Here is a 26,085-nt window from a genome sequence, read left to right on the forward strand (position 1 = left end):
GTTTTGCACTATTGTTTGTTGGGTGTGTGGTATTGGTCTTACAGAAGTTGCTGTGACATTGTGTTTTAGATGCGTCGTTTGTTATTGGGTTTGTAGTCTCTCTCTTACAGCTAAACAGTGACTTTTCCGTTATTTCAGAATTCTTCCTGCCGAGTAGATCGTTCTTGGGCTACGTGGTTGTCGGAACTTGCCTGCTTACTTTCAAGAAGGAATGCCGGATCATTGCCGGCATTGAAAGTTCAACGTTGTCATCACGTGCTCGTGACACTTGATGCCAATCTTGAACGTTCAATGAATCGATCCTTTTAAAAAGACAGGTACTTAAATGATGTTCAAGAAAATCGCATTCGCCGCGCCACTGGCAATCCTGGCGCTGGGTTCTTCCATGGCCTTCGGTGCCGATGAATCCCGCCAGACCATCAACATTATCGCCAAAGTACCAACGACCTCTTTCTACGTGAGACCGAGCCCAGGGTTGACCGACCAGATTCAGGACATGAGCCCACAATCGGAAGATGGCGCATTGAAAGATATCAACGGTCACTTCGACATGCGTGCTACGGGGGCCAAAATTGTTGGAAAGCTGATCAGTTCGCCCGTGCTCTACGCCATGAACAGCAACAAGCAAGTTCTGTTGAAAGTCACGGTAAACAATAAAGAAATGACTTTGAATTCGGAGGAAATTGTCAATGAGGCGGATTCTAACGATAATTTTCGTGCCCTGCTGAATATCACAACTAAAGTCGCTGGGCCGGTGGCGTCAGGTGATTACAGTGGTGATGTGAAAATGCTCTTTGAACCAGAAATTACTTCGCTCTAATTTTCCCATGTGATTCGTCGGGGCAAGCCGCGTGGATTGCCCCGATGGTTTTTACCGAGTTCGAAACCAGAGAACGTTTTCATGTTCCCGATGACACCCATCGCGGCCGCGCTTGCGCTGTTGTTTTGTGCCAGTGCACTCGCGGCACCCGATTCCGCTGCAACGACACCGCGGAGTCTGTTGGCCCAGGCCAAGGGTTTGCCGGCCGATTTCGAGGAGCACTTTTTTGATGTGCCTTTGGCGGTACGTGTGGAACTCGATCAACAACCCCTGGGCGAAGCCATGGTGGTGTTGTCCCGAGACGACCGTATTTCGCTACTTGAATTTACCGATACCAGCGAAAACCGCTATGGCGCCCTCGAGCGCGAAAAGTGGGCGGGATATCTCAAACAAGGAGTACCGCTGGGCAATTGCGCTGGCTCATGCCCGAATCAGATGCTGGCGGTGCACTACAACCTGGAAAACTCGCTGGTATCGATCCTCAGCGAAAACGCCGAGCGTGATCTCGAGGCCAAGCGTTTCCATGACCAGCCCCTGGGTGGCAGCACTGGCCTGATGGTGCGCAATCAACTCAATCTCAACGGCGGTCAGGATCAAGACCTTGGCGGACGTTTTGGCCTTGAAGCCAGCGCCAGTCTGGGTAACTGGAGCCAGGCGCTCAATCTGCAAGTGGCGCGCCTCGGTGGTCCGGACGACAAGTTCTACCATGCTGTCCAGGAGCTTTATACCCAGCGAGAACTGCAAGGCAGTTTCCTGCGGTTGGGCTATTTCACGCCCAGTTCCGAAGGTTTGACCCGCCAGCCCCGCACGTTCGGCAGCAGCCCTGACACGGCGGTCGGTTTGATGTACGGCAGCTCCGACAGTCTGGCAATCAACAGTCCCAAACCGAGTGTTTACCCGATCTATGTGACGGCTAATCGCCAAGGTTCGGTTGAAATCTACCGTGACGGCCTGTTGATCAATACCCAGTCGGTGCCGGCAGGGTTACAGACCCTCGACACCCGGCCATTACCCGGCGGCATCTACGAAGTCGAAGTGCGTCTGATCGAGGACGGGCAGATCACTTCCACCAGCCTGGAGTTGGTGTACAAGCCCAACAACTGGCGCAACCTCGACGAGCGCTGGCGCTACAACCTGTTTGCCGGGCAGGAAAGCAAACTGCTCAGCAACTGGGATCAGCAGGAAAGCGGCAGTGCCACCGCCGGGGCGTCGGTCAATTACCTGATGCACCCGCGGGTCATTCTCGGGCTGTCGACGCGGCAGATTCGCGACAAGCTGCAATACGGCAGCTCCGTCGACTGGACCCTGGCCGATCGCCTGAGTCTGTACGCCAACGTCTATCAGACGCAGGACCACGGCACCGGCCTGGATGTGCAAAGCCTCTACAACTATGACTCGGGCAGTCTGGTCATCAGCCACAACCGCAGTTGGCTGGACACCACCAGCCTCTACGACACCCTGCCGGACGGCACTCGGGTGAAACAACGCAACGTGTTTGTCGGCGAGACCAGTAATTCGTCCCTGGCCCTCAACCATCGGCTCAACAGCAAAAGCTCGATCAATGCCCGGGTCTCCCACAGCGAGGGCAACACCGAAGGTGTCGGTGTGGACCTGGGCTGGAACCAGCGCACGGTGCTGTTTGGCAGCGATGCCAACTGGCGGTTGTCGCTGTTCGATCGGCCCGGCAGTTACAGCAGTGGCGATGAGCGCAATCGCGGGGTCGATCTGAGCATCAACCTGGCACTCGGCGGACCGGGTCAGCAGATCACCGGCAGCATCGGTTCCCGCACCGCCATTGAGGGGGGGCGCGATAACAATGCTTCGCTGGGCTGGCGCAAGGATCTCAAGGACCACGTTCTGCAAAGCGTTTCGGTGACTGCTCTGAGCGATACCTACGGTTTGGGCATGTCCGGTTTTGGAAGCTTCGGTACTGATGCGATCACTGGCGATGGTTTTATCCAGCGTTCCTCTTACAACGGCAATTTCACGGGAGGGTTGAACGTGGACAGTACATTGGCCATCGGCGCTCAGAAAATGATGCTGACCAGTCAAGGCGACTTGCGCGGTGCCGGGTTGATTGTCGACGTGGAATCGGATGTCGATGACGTTGTGCTGCGTGCCGATGATTTCAGTGGCGGCAGCGCGTTGCTCAAGCCGGGACGCAACTTCATCCCCATCACCGCTTACCAGAACAGTTCGGTGGGCTTCGATTTCGAGGGCAATCATGCGCCGGCTGCCGCGATAAACCCGCCGCGAACGCGCTATCACCTGAACAAGGGCGGCATTGAATATCGCAAGGTGACCGTCATGAAAACCCTGACGGTGCTCGGCCGGCTGGTCGACGGCCAGGGACAGCCGCTCAAAGGGCATCACGTGATCAACCACGCCAGTCGGGGGGTAACGGAGGTCGACGGTTTCTTCTCGATGGAGATGCATGCCGGTACGCCGACGCTGGAAGTGCGCCAGGGCAACCAGTTGCTGTGCCAGTTTCGCCTCGACGCGGATCGCCATCGCAGCGAAAACAACGTGTTGATGATCGGGGATCTGCGCTGCACGCCAGACACCCTGGCTGACGTCACTTCCACCGACCAGAAGGCGGGCTGAAAAATGAAACGAACAACCTGTTGGCTGGGATTGTTGCTGGCGTTGGCGACTCCGTCGGCCATGGCGGTGAATCAAACGATTACGGCGAAGTTTGCACAAGACCCTACTCGTCCGAGCAAAAACGAATTTGTGAACACAACGCCCGTCAGCGGCTATTGCGCGACCAATCCGGCGGATTGTGCTCAATACAACATGTTCAGTATTCGGGTACCCATGAGTTTCAGATCGAACCGAGAAATACGTCCGCGGGACATGATTTCGATCAAAGTACCGGCCTATTGGCATCAGGCGACGGTTTTCCACAAGATTACAGGGCAGGCCGAAACAGTCGAGATACGGTTTGTCGGCATAGGCTCCGAGTATGTTCTGAGCAGCCCGGTCGATGAACTGACTGGCGCACCATCAGTACGCGACGGGCACCATTGGCTTTGGGGCGGCGGGGCAAGTAGTTGGGTTTTCGCTCCCCCCCCTTGTCTGGAAGGCGGGGCCGGGGGCTATAGCGCTACGAGGTACCGGTTTTTCTGGCGCACACCTGTCGAAGGCCCCTGCACCAAAACAGCCGAATACAACATACCGTTACTGTCTTTCGACACCCTCGATTTTGCCTATCAACTGCGAACCCCAAACCCCCTGGGCATGATGAACGGTCAGTACACCGGATCGGCAGCTTATACGGTCGGCTCCCTCAGGGATTTCGATTTCGGGCATCTGATGGTCGCTGATGATCAAAATTTGACCTTCGATTTTGTTCTGGATGTTCAGCACACCTTGAAAGTCGATTTGCCCGCGGGTGCAGACAAAGTTGCGCTTGAGCCTGAAGGCGGTTGGCAGCAATGGATCGACGGCGGACGCAAGCCCTCGAGAATCTACCGCGAACAGGAGTTTCTCATCTCGACGACTTCAATGTTCAGTGTCTGGATGAACTGTGACGGTTTTCCCGGCAACTCCCAGTGCAAGTTGCGCGGTGAAAAAGGCAGTGAGGCCAACGTCCAGGTGTTCCTGACAATGCCTGACGGGATCGTCAATCGAAACGGAGCGGCGGTGCGCGATGAGCGGCTGTACCACGGGAAGTGGTCCATTGGTTCACCCTACGAAACATCGCGCTACATCGATCGAAAACCGGGCAAGTTGCGTTTTGAAATGGACAAGTCCGACATCGATGCGCTGCTGCGTCCAGGGTTTACTGACACCTTGAGGGGCACCATCAACATCATTTGGGATTCGATGTAAGTATCCGGGGCAGGTATTTTTTATGAGGTTGAACACGATGATCCGTCTGTTTTTACTGTGGGCATTCAGCCTGCTGTGCGTCACTGCCAATGCGGGGCCGCAGATCAATGTCGGCGCGGTGTACGACTACCTGGATGGCGATAAAAGTACCTATCTGAAACGGGTATTCAACAGTGGCGATGCCACCGCGTTCGTCAAGGTCAACGTGCTGGAAATCGTTTATGACGCCGACGGCAAATCTCGGGAAATTCCGGTTGAAACCTCTGCCGATGGAGCCTCGCGCAATGGCCTCATGGCCAGTCCGGCGCGGTTGATCGTTCCGGCTCAGGGTGTGCAGGGTACGCGTCTGTTGTTCATGGGCGTGCGTGATCGTGAGCGCTATTTTCGAGTGCGCTTCATACCCGTGATACCGGAGAAGGAAGACGCCTTTGTGGTCACCAACGAGGAGCGCGAAGACTACAAGGAAGCGCTCTCGGCCGGTCTCAATGTCATGACCGGTTTCGGCACGATCTTTTTTGTGCGACCCACTAATGCTCGTTTCGACACCACCATCAAAGAAACCGAGCGCCGCTATGAGCTGCGCAACAATGGCAACACCGTGGTGGTGGTGGATGAATTCAAAAATTGTTCGTTGGCCGTCGAGACGGACTGCGAGGCGACCACCAAACACCACGTCATGGCGGGCAAGACGTTTGGTTTCGACAAAAGCAAGGGCCGTGAATATCAGTTCACCCTGGTCGAGGGCGCCGATAAGAAAACCTTGAGAATCGCGAGCCGATAAACCGGTTCTTTCAATACAGCAGTGGGTAACGAACATGATCAGACACTGTGCCGTCATCGCACTGATGACAGCGACCTTGATGGCGGGGCCTTTTGCCTGGGGGGCGCGCGAATCGCACACGTTCGATGTGTCGGTGACCATCCCGAGCCGTGCCTTTTACATCACGCCGACCGAGCCAGGCTGGATTCATCTGCCACAGGAGATGAGGTGGAGTCACTTCGCCGGGAATTTCAACACGCTGGCGAAATACTTCGACGTGCGACATGACACCAGCGCCATTGAAGCGCGGCTCGAAACCACGCCGTATCTGTCGAACGGCTGGCCGACTCAAAACATCCAGTTGCGCGTAACGTTCAACGGCGTGCCGGTCAGCACGGATGTCATCCCCCGCGAAGTGGTCTCGGCCGCCGAAGCGGCGGCGGGCAAACGTGTGTTGCTGCAAATCGAAACGCTGAAACCGGCGAACGGTTTCAAAGCAGGAGAGTACACCGGCAATGTGGTGTTGTTGTTCAACGCCAAAGCGCCGGGTGCCTGACACGTGACAAAAGGTCATTCAAGCAGACACCCTGAAAGCCTGGGCCATCAGGGTGTCAGCGTTTGCAGCAGGCCGTTATGCCGACAACCCGGCCTTCCTTAGAGCCTCGCGGGTCAATTGTCGATACAGCGCTTTTTCCTCGTACCCCATTTCCACGAGCAATTGCTCATAAAGCGCCTCGCTCATCGGTTGCTCGGAAAAAACCGCCGCGTCAGACACATCGAAACCCACCATGAGTGCTTCGAGTCGATCCCTCAGCCCGTTGCGTTGCGCCGGGGGGAACTGCGATGACTCGACCCATTCGAGTTGGGTGGTTCGCAAGGTTTCAAGCTGTTCATACTTTTGCAGAAACCGCTGCTTGTTGACTTCGATCCGGACCGGAAATTTTTCATTCAGGTATTTTTCCCAGAAAGCCTGTTCGAGCATCCTGTTGACCAGACCATCGCCTTCGCCCAGCGTCAACACGGTGCCATACGCTTTATCGATCATCTCCTCACTGACACCGGCAATCGGTCGATAGAGCATGCGTTCCGACTGCCAGGGCAGGCCAAGGCGTTGCGATAAACCGGTCTGGTAAGCCAGGTAGATTTCAACTTCGTCGAAACTGGGATCTTCAGCATTGGCATTGTTGTTACGTTGGGTGTTTCCCTGAATGTTCTGTGGGTTGTCCTCTTGGGCGATTTCGTTCTCAGCATCGTCAGTGCTGTCCTCTTCAGAGATTTCGATGTTTTGCGCTTCGCGGGCTGCGGCAAACCTTCGACGGTGCTCGATGATTCGCTCTTCGATATCGGCGCGAGCCACATCATTGACCTGTTCCAGACGCGCAGCACCTTTGGCCAGCGTCACCAGTTTCTTTGCCAACTGTTCGGAGTCGGTGGAAAAAGAAATCGCCTCCGAGGCCAGCACTTCGATGCCCATGTTGTTGAACAATTGCGCGCCGGCATCGGCGCAATTCACCGGCGCTATCGCCATGGTGAACAGTTTTTTGCGCAGATCGGTGTCAATACGCACGGCGTCGAGCATGCGCCATATTCGCTGCAGCAGCTGCGTGCGCAGCTCACCCCTGGATTTGAAGTCGGCCGATTCCTGAACTTTCAGGAGTGCCTTCATGAACGACTGGGCATCAGGTTCATCGATCAGCTCTGACAACAGATTGCCCCGCTCAACGCCCCAGCCCGGTACTTCGTTCCACCTTTCGAGAAGGTATCCCGAACCGATCTGCGCTTCCTGCTCACGCATGGCGTCTGTGACGGCAGGTTCCTCGCGCAGCCCTGTCGAGCGCTGAACCTGCCGGTAAATCACCTGATTGATGTCCGACAGTTTGTCGACATCCAGACGCGTGCGTGCCACAACCCAGGCATCCGCAGAGCCGGGAACCACTTGGGCAATCTGGTCAATCGGGTTGGACCGCAGGTCCAGCAGAAAACCCCGTGGCCTGGTCTTGCTGAAAGTGCCAAGTGGCCAGGTTGTAGTGCCGGTTTCTTTCAATCCCAGAACCTTCAACCGGGGCATGCGGCCGATGTCGACAAGCCTGCCCAACGGATTGTCATCGAGCCTGAGTATTTCCAGGTAGGTCAGGTTTCTCAGCCGTTCGACTGCAGGTGCGTCCAGTACGATCTTGTTATTGCTCAACCGCAAGCGTTCGAGTCTGTGGAAATTGCCGATGCTTTCCGGCACCTGGGTCAGTTCACAGCCGTGGGCGCTGAGCTCACGAAGATGGGGGAAGTCTTTCAACAAGCCGTTCGGCCTTGCCGAAAAGAGTGTGTTGTCGAGCTTCAATACCGTGACTTTTTCGAGAAACTTTGTCATCTCAGGGTGTTTCAACCACCAAAGATCCAGATCAATCGGCAGCAGTTCCGTGGACAGATCAAGTGAATAGATTGCCGGGTCGGTACGGTTGCCAAGTGCTCTGTTTTTACGCCTGAAACAGTCAATCAAGCGTTCGCTGATATGAAGGCCCCCGGCGTCCTGAAATGACCGGCTGCCGGGTCCCCAGCTGTCCGGTTGCAGATATTCCCAGCGGTTCAACATCACTCGCAGTTCATCAAGGTCATTCTCCAGCTGCTCGATGGCGTTGAGCGCCTCACCTTTTTCGATCAAGGCCTCGGCAAATGCGTTGACCTCGTGTTCACTGAAATTCGGATGCAGGTCTTGAACGCGCTCGTGCAGGGTTTTACCCCCTCTGCTGAGCAAGCCACCGCGTACCAGCAACGTCGTTTCATGTTCGGCAATAGGGCGAACGGGCGGGCGGGAGAGAAGTGTTCGGCGCTCACTCGGTGGCGCGGTTTTTTCGATAAGCCACTGCTTGAACATTTCGCCATCGCCAGGTTTATAACCCAGAGCGCGGCGCTGCTCGGTTCCCAAGGTATTGAGTAGCGATTCCAGGAGCTCGTCGGCTTCATGCAGGCGTTGGCCGGAGGCATCGCGCACGGTGTATTTGCCGGCTTCGTCCCGAACCAGAATCCTGAGCACACGTGAGTCTTCTGATCCCGCACTGCAACGCAACTCGCCATCGATCGCGCCCTGACGGATCTCGATGCGCAGGTCGCCAAACGTGTTGGTGTGGGTTCGCACTGTGCCCAAGACCAGGCGTTCAGTATCGATGTTGGCCAACGCCTCGTTGTACAGGCCCTGCGCAGCACGGACCGATTGCACCTCGAATTGAAGTTCCCGGGCCTGGGTTTTCAGGCGCAATGGCAGGTGCTCTTGCTCTTCGATTTGCTGGCGCTCTGATCGAGTGGCACCGGCCATTATTTTTTCCACAATGTTGCTCGGCAATTCGGGACACTCCGCGAACAGCAAAGCCGTTTGCGGGGCGGGTTCGACCGGTGCCTGAACGGCAGTCGCTCCGAGACGTTGCAGGGTGTCGATCAGCAGGGGGGGAGGAGGAGCATTGTCCACGTGAACCCGGCGCAGTTCGGCCTCTTCGGTGCCGCTGACTTTTCGAACCTGTTCCAGTTGCACGTCATCGAAGGCGTCGGTGGTGTGCCCCAGGCGCCGCATCAAGGTCGGGCCTTCCCACTGGCGCGGATTGTCGGTTTCGCTGATCCAGGCACCATGACCGTTGTGCGTGAGCTTCGGCGCATACGCATCGGGCCGTTGTGGATGTTTGATGCGATGCTGCCCGGTGACAGGGTCGTTATCGAGAAGGAAGTGCTGATCGTCCAGACGCACGATACGTTGACCCTGATGCTGGTAAATACCCGACGCATCGGGTTTGGCTCCATTCGGCAGGGCGGTCTCCAGGCGTTGGTAAGGCGTCAGGTCAGGGTTCCACAAACGCGTCTGGCCACCGGCTACTTGCACCGGTTTCAAGCTTTCGAAAAACGGCGAAAGTTTTGCCTGTACAACCTTGGCAATGGTGGCGCCTGCGGCAAATGCAGCCAGTTGAGCGACGCTTTCCAGCACGCTGATGGCTTGCTCGGCAGCTTCTACCAAATGGCCCTCGGCCAAGTCGACAACCCCTTCTACGACTTCACTGGTCAATTGATACGCGATGTACGCCATCATCAATTCGCCCAGGCCGGGTACCAAAGGCATGGCCACCAGCAACGCCGTGTTGAGAATGTCGGAGAGCATTTTTTCCAGGTTGTCCCACCACGCCCAGCGGGCCATGCGGTCGGCGTACTCGGTGGAAATGGCGATCTCCCGGGCATCGTTGAGAGTCTTGTTGAGTTTTTGCTGGTACAGGTATTCCCAGAGATTGCCGGTGAAGCGTGTCTCGCGATCCTCTTCGATTTTCGCCAGGCGAAATTGCAGGTTTGGGTTATCCACAGGTGTTTCGCGCCAGCTCGGCAAACCCGAACCCGGTGGGGCGGGCTGCCACTTTACTGTGCTCAAGCGGTCATTCAGCCCGGCGAAAAAATGACCGCGTTGCTGATGGGCGACGAACTGGCTGAAAAACTGCTGGTAGCTTTCAGACGCCTTGATTGAGGTGTCACGCAACTGCCGGGTCAGTTCGGCCATGAACTCAAGCGATGACGGGTATTCCTTGAGCGGATGTTCCGGGTCATTGGGCACGTACACGATGACGGGTTGGGGCTTGTCGCTGGTCTGCGGATCGGGGGCTATCACGACGATGCCGGTCAGTACCGCATCCATCATCGCGAGCGTGTGATAGCCGACGGTTTTTCCGTTCCATTGCAGGTGTTCGCGGTCATGCAGCATGCCCAGAATGACGTCATAGGCTTGCGTGCTGATGTCTTTTTTGGCCAAGGCCATTTGGGCTGCAACCGTCAGAGCACTCTTCTGGCTGCGGATGACTTTGAGTTGCAGGACGGCGCGAGCCAACCCATCGGCGGGCAGTAAACAATCATTTAAATGCTTCTGGTATTGAGCGCCGATGTTCAGTTCCCGGCACAACGCCATGAACTGTGCGACGCTGATTTTTTGCCTGAGCGGTTCAACCCGGAAATGCCCGCGGGCATCGGGCCGGCTGATGAAATCCGAATCGGCGGCGTAGGTTTCGTTGCTGGAAAAATTATGCAGCGCCGCATCGAGCAGGGACTTCTTGAGGCTTTTGACGCCTCTCTTGAAATCGTGAGCCCACCAGGATGTTTTGGCGGGTGCGTACAGCAGCAGCCAGGTTTCTTTCACATCGACGTCGATGCCATAGCGCTCAACCAGTGCCTTTCGCAGCAGCGGCTCGGCAAAGCTCTGGACATCCTGCAAACCGCTGAGCATCCGGTCTACCGCGTTTTGCGCGGTCCAGTGGTGTTCCGTCAGTTTCTTCAAAAGCTGGTGCTGTGCATCCGGTACTTCTTTTTGCCAGGCGAGCGTGTTCAGACGCGCTGTCTTCAGTTCGTCGATTCGCCGTGGAGTCGCTTGGGCCAACCAGCTCGGAAGAGCGTTTTTGACGTGTTCGAAGTGAATACTTTTATCAGCCAGTGAAACCTGATCCGGCTGCACAATCGTCAGGGGAGAAGTGGGCATTGCATGATCGTCCGTTGATCAACTTTGGAACGCTCAGCCTAGGTAACCCGCCAGCGCAAAAAAAGCGCAAATACAGGTTCGGAACACGGCCTGAACCGGTCCGAACCTTTCAAAATTCAGGAGTGAAAAATACATAGTTACCGCCATGCCAGGCGGTTTTTCGGTCTGGGTTCAGCGCTTCGCCATTGTGGTGACCGGATTGCACATCGTGTGCGTACCCGGTTGCAGGTACGGCGTCAGAATCGGTGCCATGCCCTTGAGCACTTGCACGGGCAAGGCCGAGGTGAAGGTGAAGTTTTCTGCCGAGCGCCCCGGCACGAAAGCGGTCAATGTGCCGAAGTGGTTATCCCCGATGTAGAACACGAACGTGGCCGTGCGGTTGAGCGATTTGGAACTGAGGATACGTCCGCCCGAACCGACGGCCTCGATGCGGTTGTCACCTGTACCGGTCTTGCCGCCCATGGCCAGCGGTGTACCGTCAGGCAGTTTGAAACTGCCGGCCACGCGCTTGGCGGTACCGGCATCGACCACTTGCGAAAGTGCTTCGCGCATGGCTGCCGCTACCTCGGACGGCATGACCCGTTTGCCGACATCCGGGTCGTTGATCAGGGTCGTTTCGTAAGGCGTGTCGGCGGCGAAATGCAGGCTGTCGATGCGCAGGGTCGGCATGCGCATACCGTCGTTGAGAATCGTACCGATCAGTTCGGCCAGCGCAGCGGGGCGGTCACCGGAGCTGCCGATGGCGGTCGCCAGCGACGGCACCAGATGATCGAACGGATAACCGACTTGCTGCCAACGCTGATGAATGTCGAGGAACGCTTCGATCTCCAGCATGGTGCGGATGCGACTGTCGCGAGCGCCTTTGTGTCGGCTCTTGAACAGCCAGCTGTAAACCTCCTGGCGTTCAAAGTGGCTGGCCTTGACGATGTCCGGGAACGTGGCGTCCGGATGGTTGAGCAAGTAGCTCATCATCCACAGGTCCAGCGGGTGGACCTTGGCGATGAAGCCCTGGTCCGGCAAATCGTAGGCGCCGGGACTGTAGGCTTGGTAAAGGCGTTCCAGGCGCTCGTCGGTGAGTTTTTCCGTCAGCTTGGCGCCTTTGAGGTGCGAGCGCACAAAGGTATTGAAGGTTTCCTGTTTGGCCTGTGGCAGCAGGTAACGATGCACCGCGGCCAGGCGGATCGGCGTCGGGCGCATGCTGTCGAGGAAGGTTTCGAGCCGGTCCTGAGTGTCCTTGTTTTTGTATTTCTTCCAGAATTTGAGCAGGAATGAAGTGCCCTCGCGGTCGGCGAACGAGGCCAGGTATTCCTGGCGTCGAGGGTCGCGATCGTCCTTGAGCAGTTCGGCGCTGTTGTTGGGGCCGGAGTAGGTCGTGTAGCGCACCAGATCACGCATCAGGCGAATGAATGGCAGGTTGATCGACTCGCGCAGGGCATCGCGCAGAGTCGGTATGCGACCGTTGTCTTCCTTGCGGAAGTTATGGAACACGTGAAGTCCGCCACCGGTGAAAAACGCTTCGCCGGGGCTGGCCGAGTATTTGCGGTCCAGCGCGGCGCCCAGCAGGGTCGGCAGGCTGCGGTCTTTGTTCTCGATCATGTAATCGACGACCCAGCGGCTCAGGCGGTCCTGATCCGGTACTTCGGCTTTCTTCAGATCCGGAACACTCATGGCGGCATATTTGTCGTGCAGCTCGGCAATGATCTGCAGATAGGTCGTCATCACCCGCATCTTGGCGGTGGAGCCCAGTTCCAGTTTGCTGCCTTCGTTGATGTCGAACGGCTGGTCGGTGCTGTCGGTCTGCACCCGCACCCGCGAGCCGTCCGGGGTCAGTTCGAACAAGGTAAAACTGTAGCGGACCTGGGCGGTGCTGGTGGGGGTCAACAGGCGTTCACCCATCAGGCCGATTTCTGTCGCAAAAGCCGGGTCCGCGAGTTTCTTGAGGTACGCGGTGGCTTGGGTTTGCAGTTCGCCTTGCAGGGTGCTGGTGGCCGACAGGTCGAGACGGTCGAGGTCGTACAGCGGACGGTTGAGCATGCCGGCCAGACGGCTACGCGCCACGCTGATGCCTTTGTTGGTTTCGATCGGTTGAATGGTCGGCTGGGTCGCCCAGTCGCGGTAGGTCACTTTGCTGGTCAGGGCGGCATCGGCGAATTGAGCGTCGATCACACCATTTTGTGCCAGCAGGCGGATGTGGCTGTCGGTGAGTTCGGCCAGTTCATTGTGCCCCTTGGTCAGGTAGTGGGAGGGGCGACGCTGGGCGATCATCAGCGACAGCATCTCGCGCAGGGCCAGGCCTTTTTCCGCCAGGCTGGCTGGATCCGTCGCGGTGCTGGTCAGGCGCTCGTTGGCTTTATTGAAGTCGGCGCCGTACCACACGCGCAACCCTTCGGCCATGCCGTGCACTTCACCGTGCCCGGGTACAGCCGACAGGGGCACGCTGTTGAGGTAATCGCGAACCACGTTCTGCCGGGCTTCGAGGGTTTGCGGCCCGGCTTGATAAGCACGCACGCTGGCGGAAATCATCTGGCGGATTTTTTCCGCGCCACTGACGGTCAGGCCATCGGGCGAATGCCGGTATTTTTCCAGTTGCGTGGCCAGGGTACTGCCGCCCGCGGATTGGCCGGGGATGTGCAGCATCTTGGCGACCTGGGACCATGCCGCCATGCCGAATCGCGGCCAATCCACTGCCGGGTTGGCCAGGGGCTGCTTCGGATCGAGCAGAAAGCGGTTCTCGATGAACAGCAAACTGCTGACCACCACGGGTGGGATCGAAGCAAAGCTCGAATAAAGCTGTTGCGGGTAGTTGTACTGGTACAACGGTGCCGCCCGGCAATCGGTGATCGACAGGCCGGCCTGGATTTTTTCTGAATACGGTACGAACAGGCCTTTGCCGCTGTAATCCATCAAGGCGGGGGAGAAACGGGTTTGCGCTTCAACGATGAAATCGCGCTTGATCAAACGTGGCAGGAACTCGTCCAGCGAGCTGTAACCCAGACGCCGGTCGAACGGGCCATCACCCGGATAGCGGATGGCATCGCTGGGGCCAGGCTTGAGTTCATAGCTCAGGGACGCGGCATATTTGCTGACTTCCCGGGCCTGAAACTTCGAGGTGCGCATCTCCCTCGCGGCAGCCAGCCCCACGACAACCGCGATAATCAACAGCAAAAGCCAGAACGCTCCCCATCCGTGCCGACTGCGACGGGGTTTTTCAGGTGTTGGCGCTTCATCCACTCGTTCAGTCGGGACCACAGTTTTACTCGAATCGGTTTGCCACAAAGCGCCCATAGTCGACTGATCCATTCACGCAGATTGATCGGACTTGTCTGAAGCTTAGACGGTGGTTGGCGATGGGGAAAAAATTGTGTGGTGGAAAATGACGGGTTTTTGCCGTTTTTTGTGGCGAGGGAGCTTGCTCCCGCTGGGTTGCGAAGCAGCCCCAATGATTTTTGCGATTGGTCTGATAAGTCGGACCCGCCGGTTTTGCGCCTGCTGCGCAGGCGAGCGGGAGCAAGCTCCCTCGCCACAAGGGGGTAAGTCTACAAATCGGATTCATAGCCAGCAGGCATCCCAGAGCGTGTAGTCGCCGATTTTTTTAACCAGTCCTGCCCTCAGGGGATTGGCAACAATGTAGCGGGCGAAAGGAAGCAGATCCTCGCCATCGCGGATGGCTCGGTCGTGGTAGCCGGTTTGCCAGAAGGCTCCTCTTTGGTTCAGGGCGCGGTTGATGGTGAGTGTGCTACGGGATTTGATTGACTGCATGAGTTGCGCCAGCGATCGCTGTTCAAGCTGTACCAGCCAGTGAAAGTGGTCCGGCATGATGACCCAGGCCATTGAGCTGACCCTTTTTTGTTCTTGAGCCCGTCGAAACTCATCAACCAACAGACGCCCAATCCGCCAGTCGCCGAAAATTCGGCGGCGATCATGCACGACCGCCGTAATCAGATAACCCCGTCCCGATTCCGAGTAGCGCCCGCGTCGCAGCAGGTGTGAGTTTGGATGTGGAGGCATTCCGTTGCGTCCTTGAAGTGTTGTTTGAACACGTTAGCGCCTCGTTTTCCTACTTGAATCCGCAATTGCTGAGTGAAATTTCCCGACCCGATGACCAATCCAATAGCGCCGAAGTGCTTCTGTGGCGAGGGAGCTTGCTCCCGTTCGGCTGCGCAGCAGCCGTAAAAGAGATGTTCGCGGTGTGTCTGAACCAATCGAGGCGTCCTGCAACCGACCAATGTGTCGCAAGGTGCAGTGCGCTCGGCTTCGTAAGTGGTAGCGTTAAAGATCAAAAGATCGCAGCCTGCGGCAGCGCCTACAGGGGAATACGATCAGATTCTGTAGGCGCTACCGAAGGCTGCGATCTTTTGAATGGCTGGTTCAAACGCTTGTTGAACTCCAGCCACGCCCCCAGCAACGCCATCAACCCGGCGCCCACCAGTGCGGTGAAAATCTGCATGGAAAAGGCATCGTCGGTCAGGGCGTTGATCATGTCCGCCAAGGGCGCCAACAACACGCCCAGGCAGAAAATCTCCAACGAAAAACGCCCCATGCGGCAGCTTTGCTGCGCCAGCCAGTTTTGCGTCCAGCCGGTGTCGGGCAGCAGTTTCGCGGTGACGTAGGCCAATGCGAGGAAGTGCAAAAGGCGCGCGGGGGACAGGTCGGTCTTGCTGATGGGATACAACAGACTTCTCAGGCTGTCCGGCACCACCGCATCGTGAATTTCCGGCCAGCGCCAAAGGACGGTCAGCACAGCAGCGAGTACGACATAAGCCGATGCGGTCACAAACAACGGTTGGCGCAACAGCGGACGTGTCTCGGGCAATCGGGGACGCTGCCCATGAATCGCCGCAGCGCCACCGAGGACGAATAACAGTTGCCAGGCCACGGGGTTGAAGTACCACACGCCGTCCTTGATCGCCGCCAGGTTCCAGCCCGCCAACGGCACCATCAGGTACAGCGCCAGCGACATCGCCACCACCACCCAGGCCTTGCGTACCAGCAACGGCAACACCAGCGGCAAACCCGCCAGCAGCACAATGTACAGCGGCAGCGGGTCCATCAGGTTCGGCTTGAAGCGCAACAAAAGCTCATCGATCAAGGCTTGCTGCGGGTTGCTGATGAAATGGTGCATGCCCATTTCTTCGACCAGATCGCGGGTTTCCACGTGGCTGTTGGCGAAGAACACGATACCCATCAGCATCGCCAGCAAAAAGATGTGCACCACGTAAAGCACCCAGGCACGGCGCAGGATTTTCACGCAGGCGATCAGGAAGCCTTCCCGCGCCAGGACTTTTCCGTAGGCCAGCACCGCCGCGTAACCGGCCAGGAACACGAAGACTTCGGCGGCATCGCTGAAGCCGAAGTTACGCAGGGTGATTTGGCCCAAAGGGTTGTGGGGCACGTGATCCCAGAAAATGAAGATCAGTGCCAGACCACGAAAGAAGTCGATCCGGTGATCGCGCGTTGACGTCATGTCGGCAGGCTCGTGAACGGCTGATGAAAGGGATTGACCGCGGGTGCACAGCTGGCGTGCCCGTCGGCGGCGCGCAGGGTGGACTGATTTGCGGGCGATTGCAAAGTCGGGATATTACCGAATGTCTCAACCGTCGCCCCAACGCTCAACCGCTGGTCTGAAAGGCGCTTTGGCCTGCGATTTCTGACAGCAGACAAGCTCAAATACTTATGTGTGCAACGTTCTGGAACGGGAGCACTTCATGAGACGGTTGTGGAAAGGATTTTCCAGCTACACGGTGATCGGAGTCGCCAACACCCTGATCCACTGGCAGATCTTCTTCCTGCTGAGCGTTGCCGCCGGCCTCAGTCAGGCTGTCAGCAATCTTGCCGCCTTCTGCGTGGCCGCCTCGTTTTCTTTCTACATGAACGCGCTTTACACCTTCGACACCAAGGCTACGGTGATCGGCTACGTGCTGTTTATCACGGGCATGGGCGCGTTGAGCCTGGGCGTCGGCCATGCCGGCGACGTCTGGCGTTTTCACGGTCTGCTGACCGTGACGCTGTTTTCCGCGCTGAGCCTGGTGGTCGGCTTCCTGTATTCCAAATACGTGGTGTTTCGCGAGCGTGATGCATGAAGGTTTCGCTGATCGTCCCGGTGTTCAACGAAGAACAGGCGATCAACCTGTTTTATCAGGCGGTTCGGCGCGGGTTGCAGCTCGGCGACATCGAGGTCGAAATCGTCTTCATCAACGACGGCAGCACCGACCGAACCGCCGAGCAAGCTGCGGCGCTGGCGAAGGTCGATGATCTGGTGATGCTGATCAACTTCTCGCGCAACTTCGGCAAGGAGCCTGCGCTGTTCGCCGGTCTGGAATACGCCAGCGGCGATGCGGTGATCCCGATGGACGTCGACCTGCAGGATCCGATCAGCGTCATCCCGCGGTTGATCGAACAATGGCAGAACGGTGCTGACGTGGTGCTCGCCAAGCGCCGCAGTCGATCCGCCGACGGTTACCTCAGGCGCCACAGTGCGTCGATTTTCTACCACGTGCTCAACCGCATCGCGTACACCCGCATTGAAGAAAACGTCGGGGATTTCCGGCTCATGGACCGCAAGGTCGTGGACGTGATCCGCTCGCTGCCCGAGCATCAATTGTTCATGAAGGGCGTGTTGTCGTGGGCCGGGTTCAACACGGCAGTGGTGGAATACGAGCGGGCGGGGCGGGTGGCCGGCAGCAGCAAGTTCAATGGCTGGAAACTGTGGAACCTGGCGCTGGAAGGCGTGACCTCGTTCAGCACCGTGCCCCTGCGGTTATGGACGTATGTCGGTGGAGCGGTTTCGATTTTCGCCGTGCTGTACGCGGTGTACATGGTGCTGGACAAGATTTTTTTCGGCAACAGCGTGCCCGGTTACCCGTCGCTGATGACGGCGATCCTGTTCCTCGGCGGCGTGCAATTGATCGGTATCGGCATCCTCGGCGAATACATCGGCCGCATCTACATTGAAGCCAAGCACCGGCCGCGCTACGTGGTCAAAGACATCATCCGTGGTCAAAACCGGGTCGGGCCCTGACATGGGCCGGTTCAGCGACTTTTTTGTTCGTGAACTGGGGCGGCGCCAGGTCGGGTTGTTTTTTCTGTTGGCGACCCTGGTGTATGTGTTGCCGTTGATCCTTGCGGACTATCCCTACATCGATGACAACTGGCGCTCGCTGTCTGCGGGCATGGCCTGGGCGGCGCAAGGACGATTGTTCGCCCAGCTGTTCTACAACGTTCTGACATTCACCGATGCGGCACCGAACATCTTTCCGCTGCCCCTGTTGATCGCCTCACTGGCCATGACGGCGGCGCTCACCAGTCTGACCTTTCATTACTTTCGCCAGCCGACCATCGCCTGTTGTCTGGTGCTGTTGCCCCTCTGGTACAACCCGTTCTTCCTGCAAAACCTGTCTTATCAATACGACGGCGCACCCATGGCGTTGAGTGTTGTGGCGGTGATTTATGCGATTACTTTTCGTCACCCCAGACGCAGCGTGCAATGGCTGGTGCCGTCCTTCCTGATCGCGCTGGCGCTTGGGCTTTATCAAGTCAGCCTGAATGTGTTTCTGGGTCTGTGTTGCCTGGAGGTATTGCGCGCTGCCAACGACAAAATGGCCTGGTCGCAATGGCCCGGTCTGATTGGCTGGAAACTGGCACAGATCACCTTGGGCTGGTTGATCTACTGCGTCAGCGCCTACCTGTTCATGGGCTCAAACCGCACGTTGTTACTGAATTGGGCAGTGCATCCCTGGCTGCAAGTCCACACCAATATCGCCCGGGTGCTGGAAAAGGTTGTGCTGCTGTTTGACGGCGGATTCGCTTGGGTGTTTGCCGGGCTGGTGTTGTGCGCCACTGCCGGTGCGGTCCGCCTCGGCATGACCGTGGCGCAGCGCGAAGAGCGCACCAGGAACAAGCTTCTGATCGGTCTGTTGTGTTTGCTGACCGTGCCGGTCGTGGTGCTGTTGGTGTCGGGTGTGGCGCTGTTCTTTCGCGACTTCAACGAAGGCGCCCGGACCCTGATGGGTTTTGCGGTGTTGCTGGTGCTGCTGTTCTATCTGAGTTATCTGGCGCTGGCGCCCGTGCATGAGCGATTGCCGCTGCTGCTGGTTGTGCCGCTATTGGCGATGCTGTCGCTGTCGTTCGCCTATGGGCGTGTGTTGACCGTGCAGAAAACCTTCGCGACCAGTGCCTTGTTCAACCTTGAACGCGACATCGCCAACCACCCGCCATTGCGCGACGCCAAGCGCATTTACTTGTCGGTGACGTATTCCGATCACTGGTTGACGGGCGCGGCCGGCTCGTACAAGCAACTGCCGGTGTTGCACTATCTGCTCAACATCGACTTCTACATGCTGGCCGAAAATCTGCCGAAAGTCGGCATCACCAACGTAGTGGCAGAGAAGGAGCGACGCAACGCGACGCGCGTTGGCTATCAGGGTTATCCGGCGCTGGTGGAGAACCAGTACTACCGGATTTTCCTGATTGGCGATTACGGTTTCATCGTGATGAAAGAGCCGGCCCCGATCAAATCATTGCGCTGGTGAAACCCGGGGCCGTTCAGCTTATGCCGCTTCTACGTCATTGGGCTCGAAGCTGTCAGCCCGCGCCATCTGCCACATCCGCGAATAGAACTCGCCGCTCACTTCCCCGGTCAGCAATTCACCGGGTTTGAGGAACACGTGCAGCTGCGAGAACAACTTGATCTCGGTTGCCGACATGCGTCGAACCAAGTGCTTGGCCGACAGTTGCGAAGGGTGATCGAGGCCGGCGGCGGCGAGCATTTCTGCCAGGGCCTTGAGGGTGTTGCGGTGAAAACTGAACACCCGCTGAGCCTTGTCCGGCACCACCAGCGCCCGTTGACGCAGATTGTCCTGGGTGGCGACGCCGGTCGGGCATTTGTTGGTGTGGCAGCTTTGCGACTGGATGCAGCCGATGGCGAACATGAAGCCGCGTGCGGAGTTGGCCCAGTCGGCACCGATGGCCAGCACACTGGCAATGTCGAAAGCGCTGACAATCTTGCCGCTGGCACCGAGCTTGATCTTGTCCCGCAGGTTCAGGCCCACCAGCGTGTTGTGCACGAACAGCAGGCCCTCGCGCATCGGCACGCCGATGTGGTCGGTGAACTCCACGGGGGCGGCGCCGGTGCCGCCTTCCTTGCCGTCGACGACGATGAAGTCCGGAAGGATGCCCGTCTCCAGCATGGCCTTGGCAATGCCCATGAACTCCCACGGATGGCCGAGGCAGAACTTGAAGCCCACCGGTTTGCCGCCGGACAGTTCGCGCAGTTGCTGAATGAAATGCATCATTTCGACAGGCGTGGAAAACGCGCTGTGCCGCGACGGTGACACGCAGTCTTCGCCCATGAGAATGCCGCGGGTGTCGGCGATTTCCCGGGTGACCTTGTGCTTGGGCAGGATGCCGCCGTGGCCAGGTTTGGCACCCTGGCTCATCTTGATTTCAATCATCCGCACCTGAGGCGTTTGCGCCTGTGCGGCGAAGCGTTCCGGATCGAAACGGCCGTCGGCAGTGCGACAGCCGAAGTAGCCGCTGCCCAGTTCCCAGGTCAGGTCGCCACCGTGCTCGCGGTGATAAGGGCTGATGCTGCCCTCGCCGGTGTCATGGGCGAAGTTGCCGAGCTTGGCGCCCTGGTTCAACGCGCGAATCGCGTTGGCACTGAGCGAGCCGAAACTCATGGCCGAGATGTTGAACACCGACGCCGAGTACGGCTGTGTGCATTGCGGGCCGCCGACGGTGACCCGGAAACTGCTTGGGTCGCTCAACGGTGCCGGGCGCATGGAGTGGCCGATGAACTCGAAGCCCGACTGATACACATCAATCAGCGTGCCGAAGGGTTTGTCGGCGGTTTCGTTCTTGGCTCGGGAATAGACCAGCGAGCGCTGCGCCCGGGAGAAGGGCAGAGCATCACTGTCGGATTCGAGCAGGTACTGGCGAATCTCCGGGCGGATGCCTTCGACCAGATAGCGGATATTGCCCAGGATCGGATAGTTGCGGCGCACCGCGTGGGGGCTTTGCAGCAGGTCGAACAGGCCGACGAGGCTGAGAACAGCGGTGACGGCAGTGATCGGCCAGAGCCAGTCATGTTCAAGAAAGGGCAGGCTGGCGAGGGTGAAAATGACGCACGCGGCAAAGAAGGCGTAGCGGCTCAGGAGTGACAGGCTCATACGGTTTCCTTGGGTTCGGACTTATCAGTGACCTGTGGGAGCGAGCTTTCTTGCGGTGAGGGAGTGTCAGTCGACGTCATTGTTACTGAACCACCGCTTTCGCGAGCAAGCTTGCTCCTGCAGGAAAGCACTTCAATGTTATGTCAGGATTTAGTGCCCCGAGGAAACCTAAACAATGTGAAGGTCTGTGATGAGGCCGTTCGCTTTGCTCGCGGGCGGCGGACATGTGATCCTTGCCGTTTTGAGTCTAAGGCCTTTTTCCATGTCGACGTTTCCTGAGCAGTCCACTGGACTTATCCGCATTGCCGCCGCCCTGTTGATCGGTCCCGATGGCCGAACCCTGTTGGTGCGCAAGCGCGGTACGCAGGCGTTCATGCAGCCGGGTGGCAAGATCGAAGCCCATGAGTTGCCGGTTCACGCACTGGCCCGGGAGCTGGAAGAAGAGCTGGGTCTGGAGATTGATCCGGCGCAGGCCACTTTCCTCGGACAGTTCTCGGCCCCCGCCGCCAATGAGCCAGGATTTGTCGTTCAGGCAGAGATCTTTCAACTGACCATCGATGCAAGCGTCACCCCGGCGGCGGAAATCGAAGAGGTGATCTGGATCGACCCGGCCAGCGACGGTGGTGTCACGCTGGCGCCATTGACACGGGACCTGATTCTGCCGTTTTATCGAGCTTCGCTGACCGCGATCGCCTGACCATCCACGCCAAGGAACCGCCATGATTCCGCTTCAGGACTTGCTGATCTTCGCTGCTGCCGCACTGCTGATGGTGCTCACGCCGGGGCCGAACATGATCTACCTGATCTCCCGTTCGATCTGCCAGGGACGCAAGGCCGGGGTGATTTCGTTGCTGGGTGTGGTGGCGGGATTCTTCGTACATCTGTTCGCTGCCGCGGCCGGTTTGACGGCGGTGTTCCTGGCGGTGCCGATGGCGTATGAAGTGTTGAAGTGGGCTGGCGCGCTTTACCTGTTGTGGCTGGCCTGGCAGGCCGTCAAACCCGGCGCGCGTTCGCCGTTCGAGGCGCAACAGTTACCGCCGGACTCCTCGCGCAAACTGATCACCATGGGGTTTCTGACCAGCGCGTTGAACCCGAAAATCGCGGTGTTCTATCTTTCGATATTTCCGCAGTTCATCTCGCCTGAACACGGTTCGGTGTTCAGCCAGAGCATCATCCTGGGCCTGACCCAGATCAGCGTCAGTTTCAGCGTTAATCTGCTGATCGCGGTGTTTGCCGCGGGCATTGCTTCGTGGTTCGTCAACAACCCGACCTGGCTGGCGATGCAGCGTTACCTCATGGGTTTTGTGCTGTCGGCGCTGGCGGTACGCCTGATGCTTGAGCAAAAACGCATGGCCTGACCCGACACAATCCCCTGTAGGAGCGAGCTTGCTCGCGATGGCGGTGTGTCAGTCAGTGAAGAGGTTGAATGTCAGACCGCTATCGCGAGCAAGCTCGCTCCTACAGGGGGATGTATTGCTTTAACGAACGGCGCTGACACCATCGAGTGTCGAAAACGATGTGTCCTTGGCCGTCAGCAGGAAGTCGCGCATGTACGGCGCATCCAGCATGTCGGCGCGGATCCCCGCATACAGCGTCGCAAACAAGCCTTTCTCGCCCAGCCGCTTGGCCTTCACGTAACCCCGTGAACTGTATTCATGCAGCGCCCAATGGGGCATGCCGCACACGCCGCGACCGCTGGCCACCAACTGCATCATCATCACCGTCAGTTCCGAAGTGCGGACCTGGGCCGGTTCGATGTCGGCCGGCTCCAGGAAGCGGGTGAAGATATCCAGGCGATCCCGTTCTACCGGGTAAGTGATCAAGGTCTCGGTGAGCAAATCTTCGGGAACGATGTAGGCCTTGCTCGCCAATTTGTGTTGGTTGGCCACCGCGAGCATCGCTTCATAGGTGAACAGTGGCACATAGGTAATGCCAACCAGATCCACCGGGTCGGACGTCACCACAAGGTCCAGATCACCCCGGGCCAGGGCCGGCAGCGGCGCGAAAGAGAAGCCCGACGCCAGGTCCAGTTCGACTTCCGGCCAGGCATCGCGGAACTGGTCGATGGTCGGCATCAGCCATTGGAAGCAACTGTGGCATTCGATGGCCATGTGCAGGCGCCCGGCAGTGCCGCCAGCCAATCGGCTGATGTCGCGCTCGGCCGCTCGCAGCAGCGGCAGGGTGGCATCGGCCAGTTGCAGCAGACGCAAACCGGCGCTGGTGAAACGCACCGGTTTGGTCTTGCGCACAAACAGCTGCATGCCCATGCGCTCTTCCAGTTCCTTGAACTGGTGGGACAGGGCCGACTGCGTCAGGTGCAGGCGGTCGGCGGCGTCCACCAGGCTGTCGGCTTCGCGCAAGGCGTGCAGGGTCTTGAGGTGACGGATTTCAAGCACCGGGAAGCTCCATGAGGAAAACTTGTGATCAACACGAAAAGGTTGAGTTTGTCTCATGTTGGGTTGGCTGTCGACAATAGCGCCATCTTTTACAGGGAGCATCTCACCATGGCTTTGGCCCACACCCTTGGTTTCCCGCGCATCGGCGCCGACCGTGAACTGAAAAAAGCCCTCGAAGCTTACTGGAAGGGCGACATTGATCAGGACAGCCTGAATCGCGTCGGCCGCCAACTGCGCGCCATGCACTGGCAATTGCAGAAGGGGGCCGGCATCGACCTGTTGCCGGTGGGTGACTTTGCCTGGTACGACCAGGTGCTGACCCATTCGCTGACGTTCGGCGTAATCCCCGAGCGTTTCGACAACACTAAAGATGCCGATGGCCGTCCGACCCTCGCCACCCTGTTCGCCATGGCCCGTGGCGCCACATCGACTTGCTGCGGTGGCGAACACGGCACAGCGCAATATGCACAAGAGCTGACCAAGTGGTTCGACACCAACTACCACTACCTGGTCCCGGAGTTCAGCGCTGACCAGCAATTCAAACTGAGCTGGGAACAACTGTTCGACGAAGTCGACGAAGCCAAAGCCTTGGGCCATAACGTCAAGCCGGTGATCATCGGTCCATTGACCTATCTGTGGCTGGGCAAGGCCAAGGGCAACGATTTCGACAAACTCGACCTGCTCGAACACCTGCTGCCGGTGTACAACGAAATCCTCAATCGCCTCGCTGCACAAGGCGTGGAATGGGTGCAAATCGACGAGCCGATCCTGACCCTCGACCTGCCGCAAGCGTGGAAAAGTGCGTTCGAACGCGCTTATCACATCCTTCAGTATTCGCCGCTGAAAAAACTCGTGGCGACCTACTTCAGTGGCCTGGAAGACAACCTCGGCCTGGCCGTGAGCCTGCCGGTGCAAGGCCTGCACATCGACGCGGTGCGTGCGCCGGATCAACTCGGCCAGGTGCTTGATCGCCTGCCGACCTACAAGATTCTTTCGGTGGGTTTGGTCAACGGCCGCAACGTCTGGCGTTGTGAACTGGAGCAAGCGCTGGCGCAACTGCAACCGGCTCAGGAGCGGTTTGGCGACAACCTGTGGGTCAGCAGTTCCTGTTCGCTGCTGCACAGCCCGGTGGATCTGCGCCGTGAAGATCAACTCGATCCGGAACTGAAAAGCTGGTTGGCGTTTGCGGTGCAGAAGTGTGGCGAAATTGCCGTGTTGCGCGATGCGCTGAACGATCCGCAAGCCGCCCATGTTCAGAAAGCGTTGTCTGAAAGCCGCGCCATCCAGGCCAGCCGCGCGCAGTCGCCGCGTATCCACAAAGCCCAGGTGCAAGCGCGGATCAAGGCGATCAGCACCAGGGACAGCCAGCGTCAATCGCCCTTCGCCCAGCGCATCGAACAGCAGCGTGCGCGCTTGAAATTACCCGCGTTCCCGACGACCACCATTGGCTCGTTTCCACAGACGGGCTCGATCCGTCTCGCCCGTCAGGCGTTCAAGCAAGGCAGGTTGTCGGCCAACGACTACAACGACGCCATGCGCCACGAAATTCGCCACGCCGTGCAGATCCAGGAGCGCCTGGGGCTGGACGTGCTGGTACACGGTGAAGCCGAACGCAACGACATGGTCGAGTACTTCGCCGAGCAACTGGACGGCTATCTGTTTACCCGTTTCGGCTGGGTGCAGAGCTACGGTTCGCGCTGCGTCAAACCGGCGATCATCTACGGTGACCTGAGCCGTCCGAAGGCCATGACCGTCGACTGGATCACTTACGCCCAGCAGCAGACCGGCAAGGTCATGAAAGGCATGCTCACCGGTCCCGTGACCATGCTGATGTGGTCGTTCCCCCGTGAAGATGTGTCGCGCAAAATCCAGGCGCAGCAATTGGCCTTGGCCCTGCGCGACGAAGTGCTGGACCTGGAAAACGCCGGGATCAAGGTCGTGCAGATCGATGAGGCGGCGTTCCGCGAAGGCCTGCCGTTGCGTCGGGCGCAATGGCAGGCATATCTGGATTGGGCCGTGGAAGCGTTCCGCCTGAGCGCCAGCGGTGTGCGTGACGAAACCCAGATCCACACCCACATGTGCTACAGCGAATTCAACGATGTGATCAAGGCCATCGCCGACATGGACGCCGACGTGATTACCATCGAAACCTCGCGTTCGGACATGGAACTGCTGGAAGCCTTTAAAGCGTTCGACTACCCGAATGACATCGGTCCGGGCGTCTATGACATCCACTCGCCGCGGGTGCCGGACACGGCCGAGATGGTCAAGTTGATGAGCAAAGCGGTGAAGCGTATTCCCGCTGAGCGCTTGTGGGTCAACCCCGACTGCGGTCTGAAAACCCGCGCCTGGCCGGAAACGGAGGCGGCGCTGGTGAACATGGTGGCAGCGGCGCGGCAGTTGCGTAGTCAGTTGGCTTGAGGACGCCATCGCGAGCAAGCTTGCTCCTACGATTTAACGGCGTGTGCCAGAGCCTGTGGGAGCGAGCCTGCTCCGGGCGGCGTTCCGACGATGAGCGATAACGCGGTCTTAAAAAATGACCGCCCGGCACTCTTCATCAAACTGTCATGGAACTGTGGCAGCGCGCTTGAACAAACATCATCAGACTCGCGCTCTACTGG

Annotated in this window: 17 protein-coding genes; 11 read left to right on the forward strand and 6 right to left on the reverse strand. The window is 58.3% G+C overall.

The window, feature by feature from the left end; translation table 11 throughout:
* Positions 1–328 precede the first annotated feature (328 nt).
* From CKW19_RS15580 to CKW19_RS15600, 5 genes are all read left to right on the forward strand, one after another.
* On the forward strand, positions 329–820 hold the full coding sequence (locus tag CKW19_RS15580) for a CS1 type fimbrial major subunit (protein WP_159953396.1): 492 nt from the start codon (positions 329–331) through the stop codon (positions 818–820).
* Between the two features lie 81 nt (positions 821–901).
* Entirely contained in the window at positions 902–3,424 is a 2,523-nt protein-coding gene (locus tag CKW19_RS15585; RefSeq protein WP_095058641.1) for a CS1-pili formation C-terminal domain-containing protein, read from the forward strand.
* Positions 3,425–3,427: 3 nt separating this feature from the next.
* Positions 3,428–4,654: a hypothetical protein gene (locus CKW19_RS15590; RefSeq protein ID WP_095058642.1), complete on the forward strand. Its 1,227-nt coding sequence runs from the start codon at positions 3,428–3,430 to the stop codon at positions 4,652–4,654.
* 37 nt (positions 4,655–4,691) lie between these two features.
* Positions 4,692–5,435 (forward strand): pilus assembly protein, encoded by a 744-nt coding sequence (locus CKW19_RS15595; protein WP_095058643.1) that lies wholly within the window; start codon positions 4,692–4,694, stop codon positions 5,433–5,435.
* Between the two features lie 34 nt (positions 5,436–5,469).
* Positions 5,470–5,970, forward strand: a complete 501-nt coding sequence (locus CKW19_RS15600) for a CS1 type fimbrial major subunit (RefSeq protein WP_095058644.1) — start codon at positions 5,470–5,472, stop codon at positions 5,968–5,970.
* A gap of 75 nt (positions 5,971–6,045) precedes the next feature.
* On the opposite strand, the gene CKW19_RS15605 is transcribed toward CKW19_RS15600, so the two are convergent.
* From CKW19_RS15605 to CKW19_RS15620, 4 genes are all read right to left on the reverse strand, one after another.
* Positions 6,046–10,902 carry a dermonecrotic toxin domain-containing protein gene (locus CKW19_RS15605; RefSeq protein WP_095058645.1) on the reverse strand — a complete coding sequence of 1,619 codons (4,857 nt, stop codon included), beginning with the start codon at positions 10,900–10,902 and terminating at the stop codon, positions 6,046–6,048.
* A 171-nt stretch (positions 10,903–11,073) separates the two neighbouring features.
* The gene (locus tag CKW19_RS15610) at positions 11,074–14,187 is read right to left on the reverse strand and encodes a transglycosylase domain-containing protein (RefSeq protein WP_095058646.1); all 3,114 of its coding nucleotides are present in this window, start codon (positions 14,185–14,187) and stop codon (positions 11,074–11,076) included.
* Positions 14,188–14,451: 264 nt separating this feature from the next.
* Positions 14,452–14,910 (reverse strand): transposase, encoded by a 459-nt coding sequence (locus CKW19_RS15615; protein ID WP_095058647.1) that lies wholly within the window; start codon positions 14,908–14,910, stop codon positions 14,452–14,454.
* Between the two features lie 295 nt (positions 14,911–15,205).
* A complete protein-coding gene (locus CKW19_RS15620; RefSeq protein WP_095058648.1) occupies positions 15,206–16,366 on the reverse strand; it encodes an OpgC family protein in 1,161 nt (386 codons plus the stop codon).
* Between the two features lie 241 nt (positions 16,367–16,607).
* On the opposite strand from CKW19_RS15620, the gene CKW19_RS15625 reads away from it, so the two are divergent.
* The 3 genes from CKW19_RS15625 to CKW19_RS15635 are packed head-to-tail and all read left to right on the forward strand — an operon-like array spanning position 16,608 to position 19,430.
* Complete coding sequence (locus CKW19_RS15625; RefSeq protein ID WP_095058649.1) at positions 16,608–16,982, forward strand: GtrA family protein; 375 nt, start codon at positions 16,608–16,610, stop codon at positions 16,980–16,982.
* On the forward strand, positions 16,979–17,920 hold the full coding sequence (locus CKW19_RS15630; RefSeq protein WP_095058650.1) for a glycosyltransferase family 2 protein: 942 nt from the start codon (positions 16,979–16,981) through the stop codon (positions 17,918–17,920). The genes CKW19_RS15625 and CKW19_RS15630 overlap by 4 nt, the downstream gene beginning before the upstream one ends.
* Position 17,921: 1 nt before the next feature.
* A complete protein-coding gene (locus CKW19_RS15635) occupies positions 17,922–19,430 on the forward strand; it encodes a glucosyltransferase domain-containing protein (protein WP_095058651.1) in 1,509 nt (502 codons plus the stop codon).
* 18 nt (positions 19,431–19,448) lie between these two features.
* Here the strand turns inward: CKW19_RS15635 and CKW19_RS15640 are convergent, their stop codons facing one another.
* Positions 19,449–21,068, reverse strand: a complete 1,620-nt coding sequence (locus tag CKW19_RS15640) for an FMN-binding glutamate synthase family protein (protein ID WP_095058652.1) — start codon at positions 21,066–21,068, stop codon at positions 19,449–19,451.
* Positions 21,069–21,330: 262 nt separating this feature from the next.
* On the opposite strand from CKW19_RS15640, the gene CKW19_RS15645 reads away from it, so the two are divergent.
* A complete protein-coding gene (locus CKW19_RS15645; protein ID WP_095058653.1) occupies positions 21,331–21,765 on the forward strand; it encodes an NUDIX domain-containing protein in 435 nt (144 codons plus the stop codon).
* A 22-nt stretch (positions 21,766–21,787) separates the two neighbouring features.
* A complete protein-coding gene (locus CKW19_RS15650; protein WP_095058654.1) occupies positions 21,788–22,426 on the forward strand; it encodes a LysE family translocator in 639 nt (212 codons plus the stop codon).
* 120 nt (positions 22,427–22,546) lie between these two features.
* On the opposite strand, the gene metR is transcribed toward CKW19_RS15650, so the two are convergent.
* Positions 22,547–23,464, reverse strand: coding sequence for a transcriptional regulator MetR (metR, locus tag CKW19_RS15655; RefSeq protein WP_095058655.1), 918 nt, complete (start codon positions 23,462–23,464; stop codon positions 22,547–22,549).
* Between the two features lie 108 nt (positions 23,465–23,572).
* Here metR and metE point away from each other — a divergent pair, with 108 nt between their 5' ends.
* Positions 23,573–25,885: a 5-methyltetrahydropteroyltriglutamate--homocysteine S-methyltransferase gene (gene metE, locus CKW19_RS15660; protein ID WP_095058656.1), complete on the forward strand. Its 2,313-nt coding sequence runs from the start codon at positions 23,573–23,575 to the stop codon at positions 25,883–25,885.
* Positions 25,886–26,085 lie beyond the last annotated feature (200 nt).

It is taken from the genome of Pseudomonas sp. Irchel s3f7, from assembly GCF_900187615.1.
Taxonomy (GTDB): Bacteria; Pseudomonadota; Gammaproteobacteria; order Pseudomonadales; family Pseudomonadaceae; genus Aquipseudomonas.

What these genes read in the sequence shown, in the direction of transcription:
- CKW19_RS15610 (WP_095058646.1), bottom strand. Translation starts at nt 14,187, where the DNA reads ATGGGCGCTTTGTGGCAAACCGATTCGAGTAAAACTGTGGTCCCGACT.
- CKW19_RS15625 (WP_095058649.1), top strand. Translation starts at nt 16,608, where the DNA reads ATGAGACGGTTGTGGAAAGGATTTTCCAGCTACACGGTGATCGGAGTC.
- metE (WP_095058656.1), top strand. Translation starts at nt 23,573, where the DNA reads ATGGCTTTGGCCCACACCCTTGGTTTCCCGCGCATCGGCGCCGACCGT.
- CKW19_RS15640 (WP_095058652.1), bottom strand. Translation starts at nt 21,068, where the DNA reads ATGAGCCTGTCACTCCTGAGCCGCTACGCCTTCTTTGCCGCGTGCGTC.
- CKW19_RS15585 (WP_095058641.1), top strand. Translation starts at nt 902, where the DNA reads ATGTTCCCGATGACACCCATCGCGGCCGCGCTTGCGCTGTTGTTTTGT.
- CKW19_RS15645 (WP_095058653.1), top strand. Translation starts at nt 21,331, where the DNA reads ATGTCGACGTTTCCTGAGCAGTCCACTGGACTTATCCGCATTGCCGCC.
- CKW19_RS15635 (WP_095058651.1), top strand. Translation starts at nt 17,922, where the DNA reads ATGGGCCGGTTCAGCGACTTTTTTGTTCGTGAACTGGGGCGGCGCCAG.
- CKW19_RS15590 (WP_095058642.1), top strand. Translation starts at nt 3,428, where the DNA reads ATGAAACGAACAACCTGTTGGCTGGGATTGTTGCTGGCGTTGGCGACT.
- CKW19_RS15620 (WP_095058648.1), bottom strand. Translation starts at nt 16,366, where the DNA reads ATGACGTCAACGCGCGATCACCGGATCGACTTCTTTCGTGGTCTGGCA.
- CKW19_RS15595 (WP_095058643.1), top strand. Translation starts at nt 4,692, where the DNA reads ATGATCCGTCTGTTTTTACTGTGGGCATTCAGCCTGCTGTGCGTCACT.
- CKW19_RS15615 (WP_095058647.1), bottom strand. Translation starts at nt 14,910, where the DNA reads ATGCCTCCACATCCAAACTCACACCTGCTGCGACGCGGGCGCTACTCG.
- CKW19_RS15630 (WP_095058650.1), top strand. Translation starts at nt 16,979, where the DNA reads ATGAAGGTTTCGCTGATCGTCCCGGTGTTCAACGAAGAACAGGCGATC.
- CKW19_RS15600 (WP_095058644.1), top strand. Translation starts at nt 5,470, where the DNA reads ATGATCAGACACTGTGCCGTCATCGCACTGATGACAGCGACCTTGATG.
- CKW19_RS15580 (WP_159953396.1), top strand. Translation starts at nt 329, where the DNA reads ATGTTCAAGAAAATCGCATTCGCCGCGCCACTGGCAATCCTGGCGCTG.
- CKW19_RS15605 (WP_095058645.1), bottom strand. Translation starts at nt 10,902, where the DNA reads ATGCCCACTTCTCCCCTGACGATTGTGCAGCCGGATCAGGTTTCACTG.
- CKW19_RS15650 (WP_095058654.1), top strand. Translation starts at nt 21,788, where the DNA reads ATGATTCCGCTTCAGGACTTGCTGATCTTCGCTGCTGCCGCACTGCTG.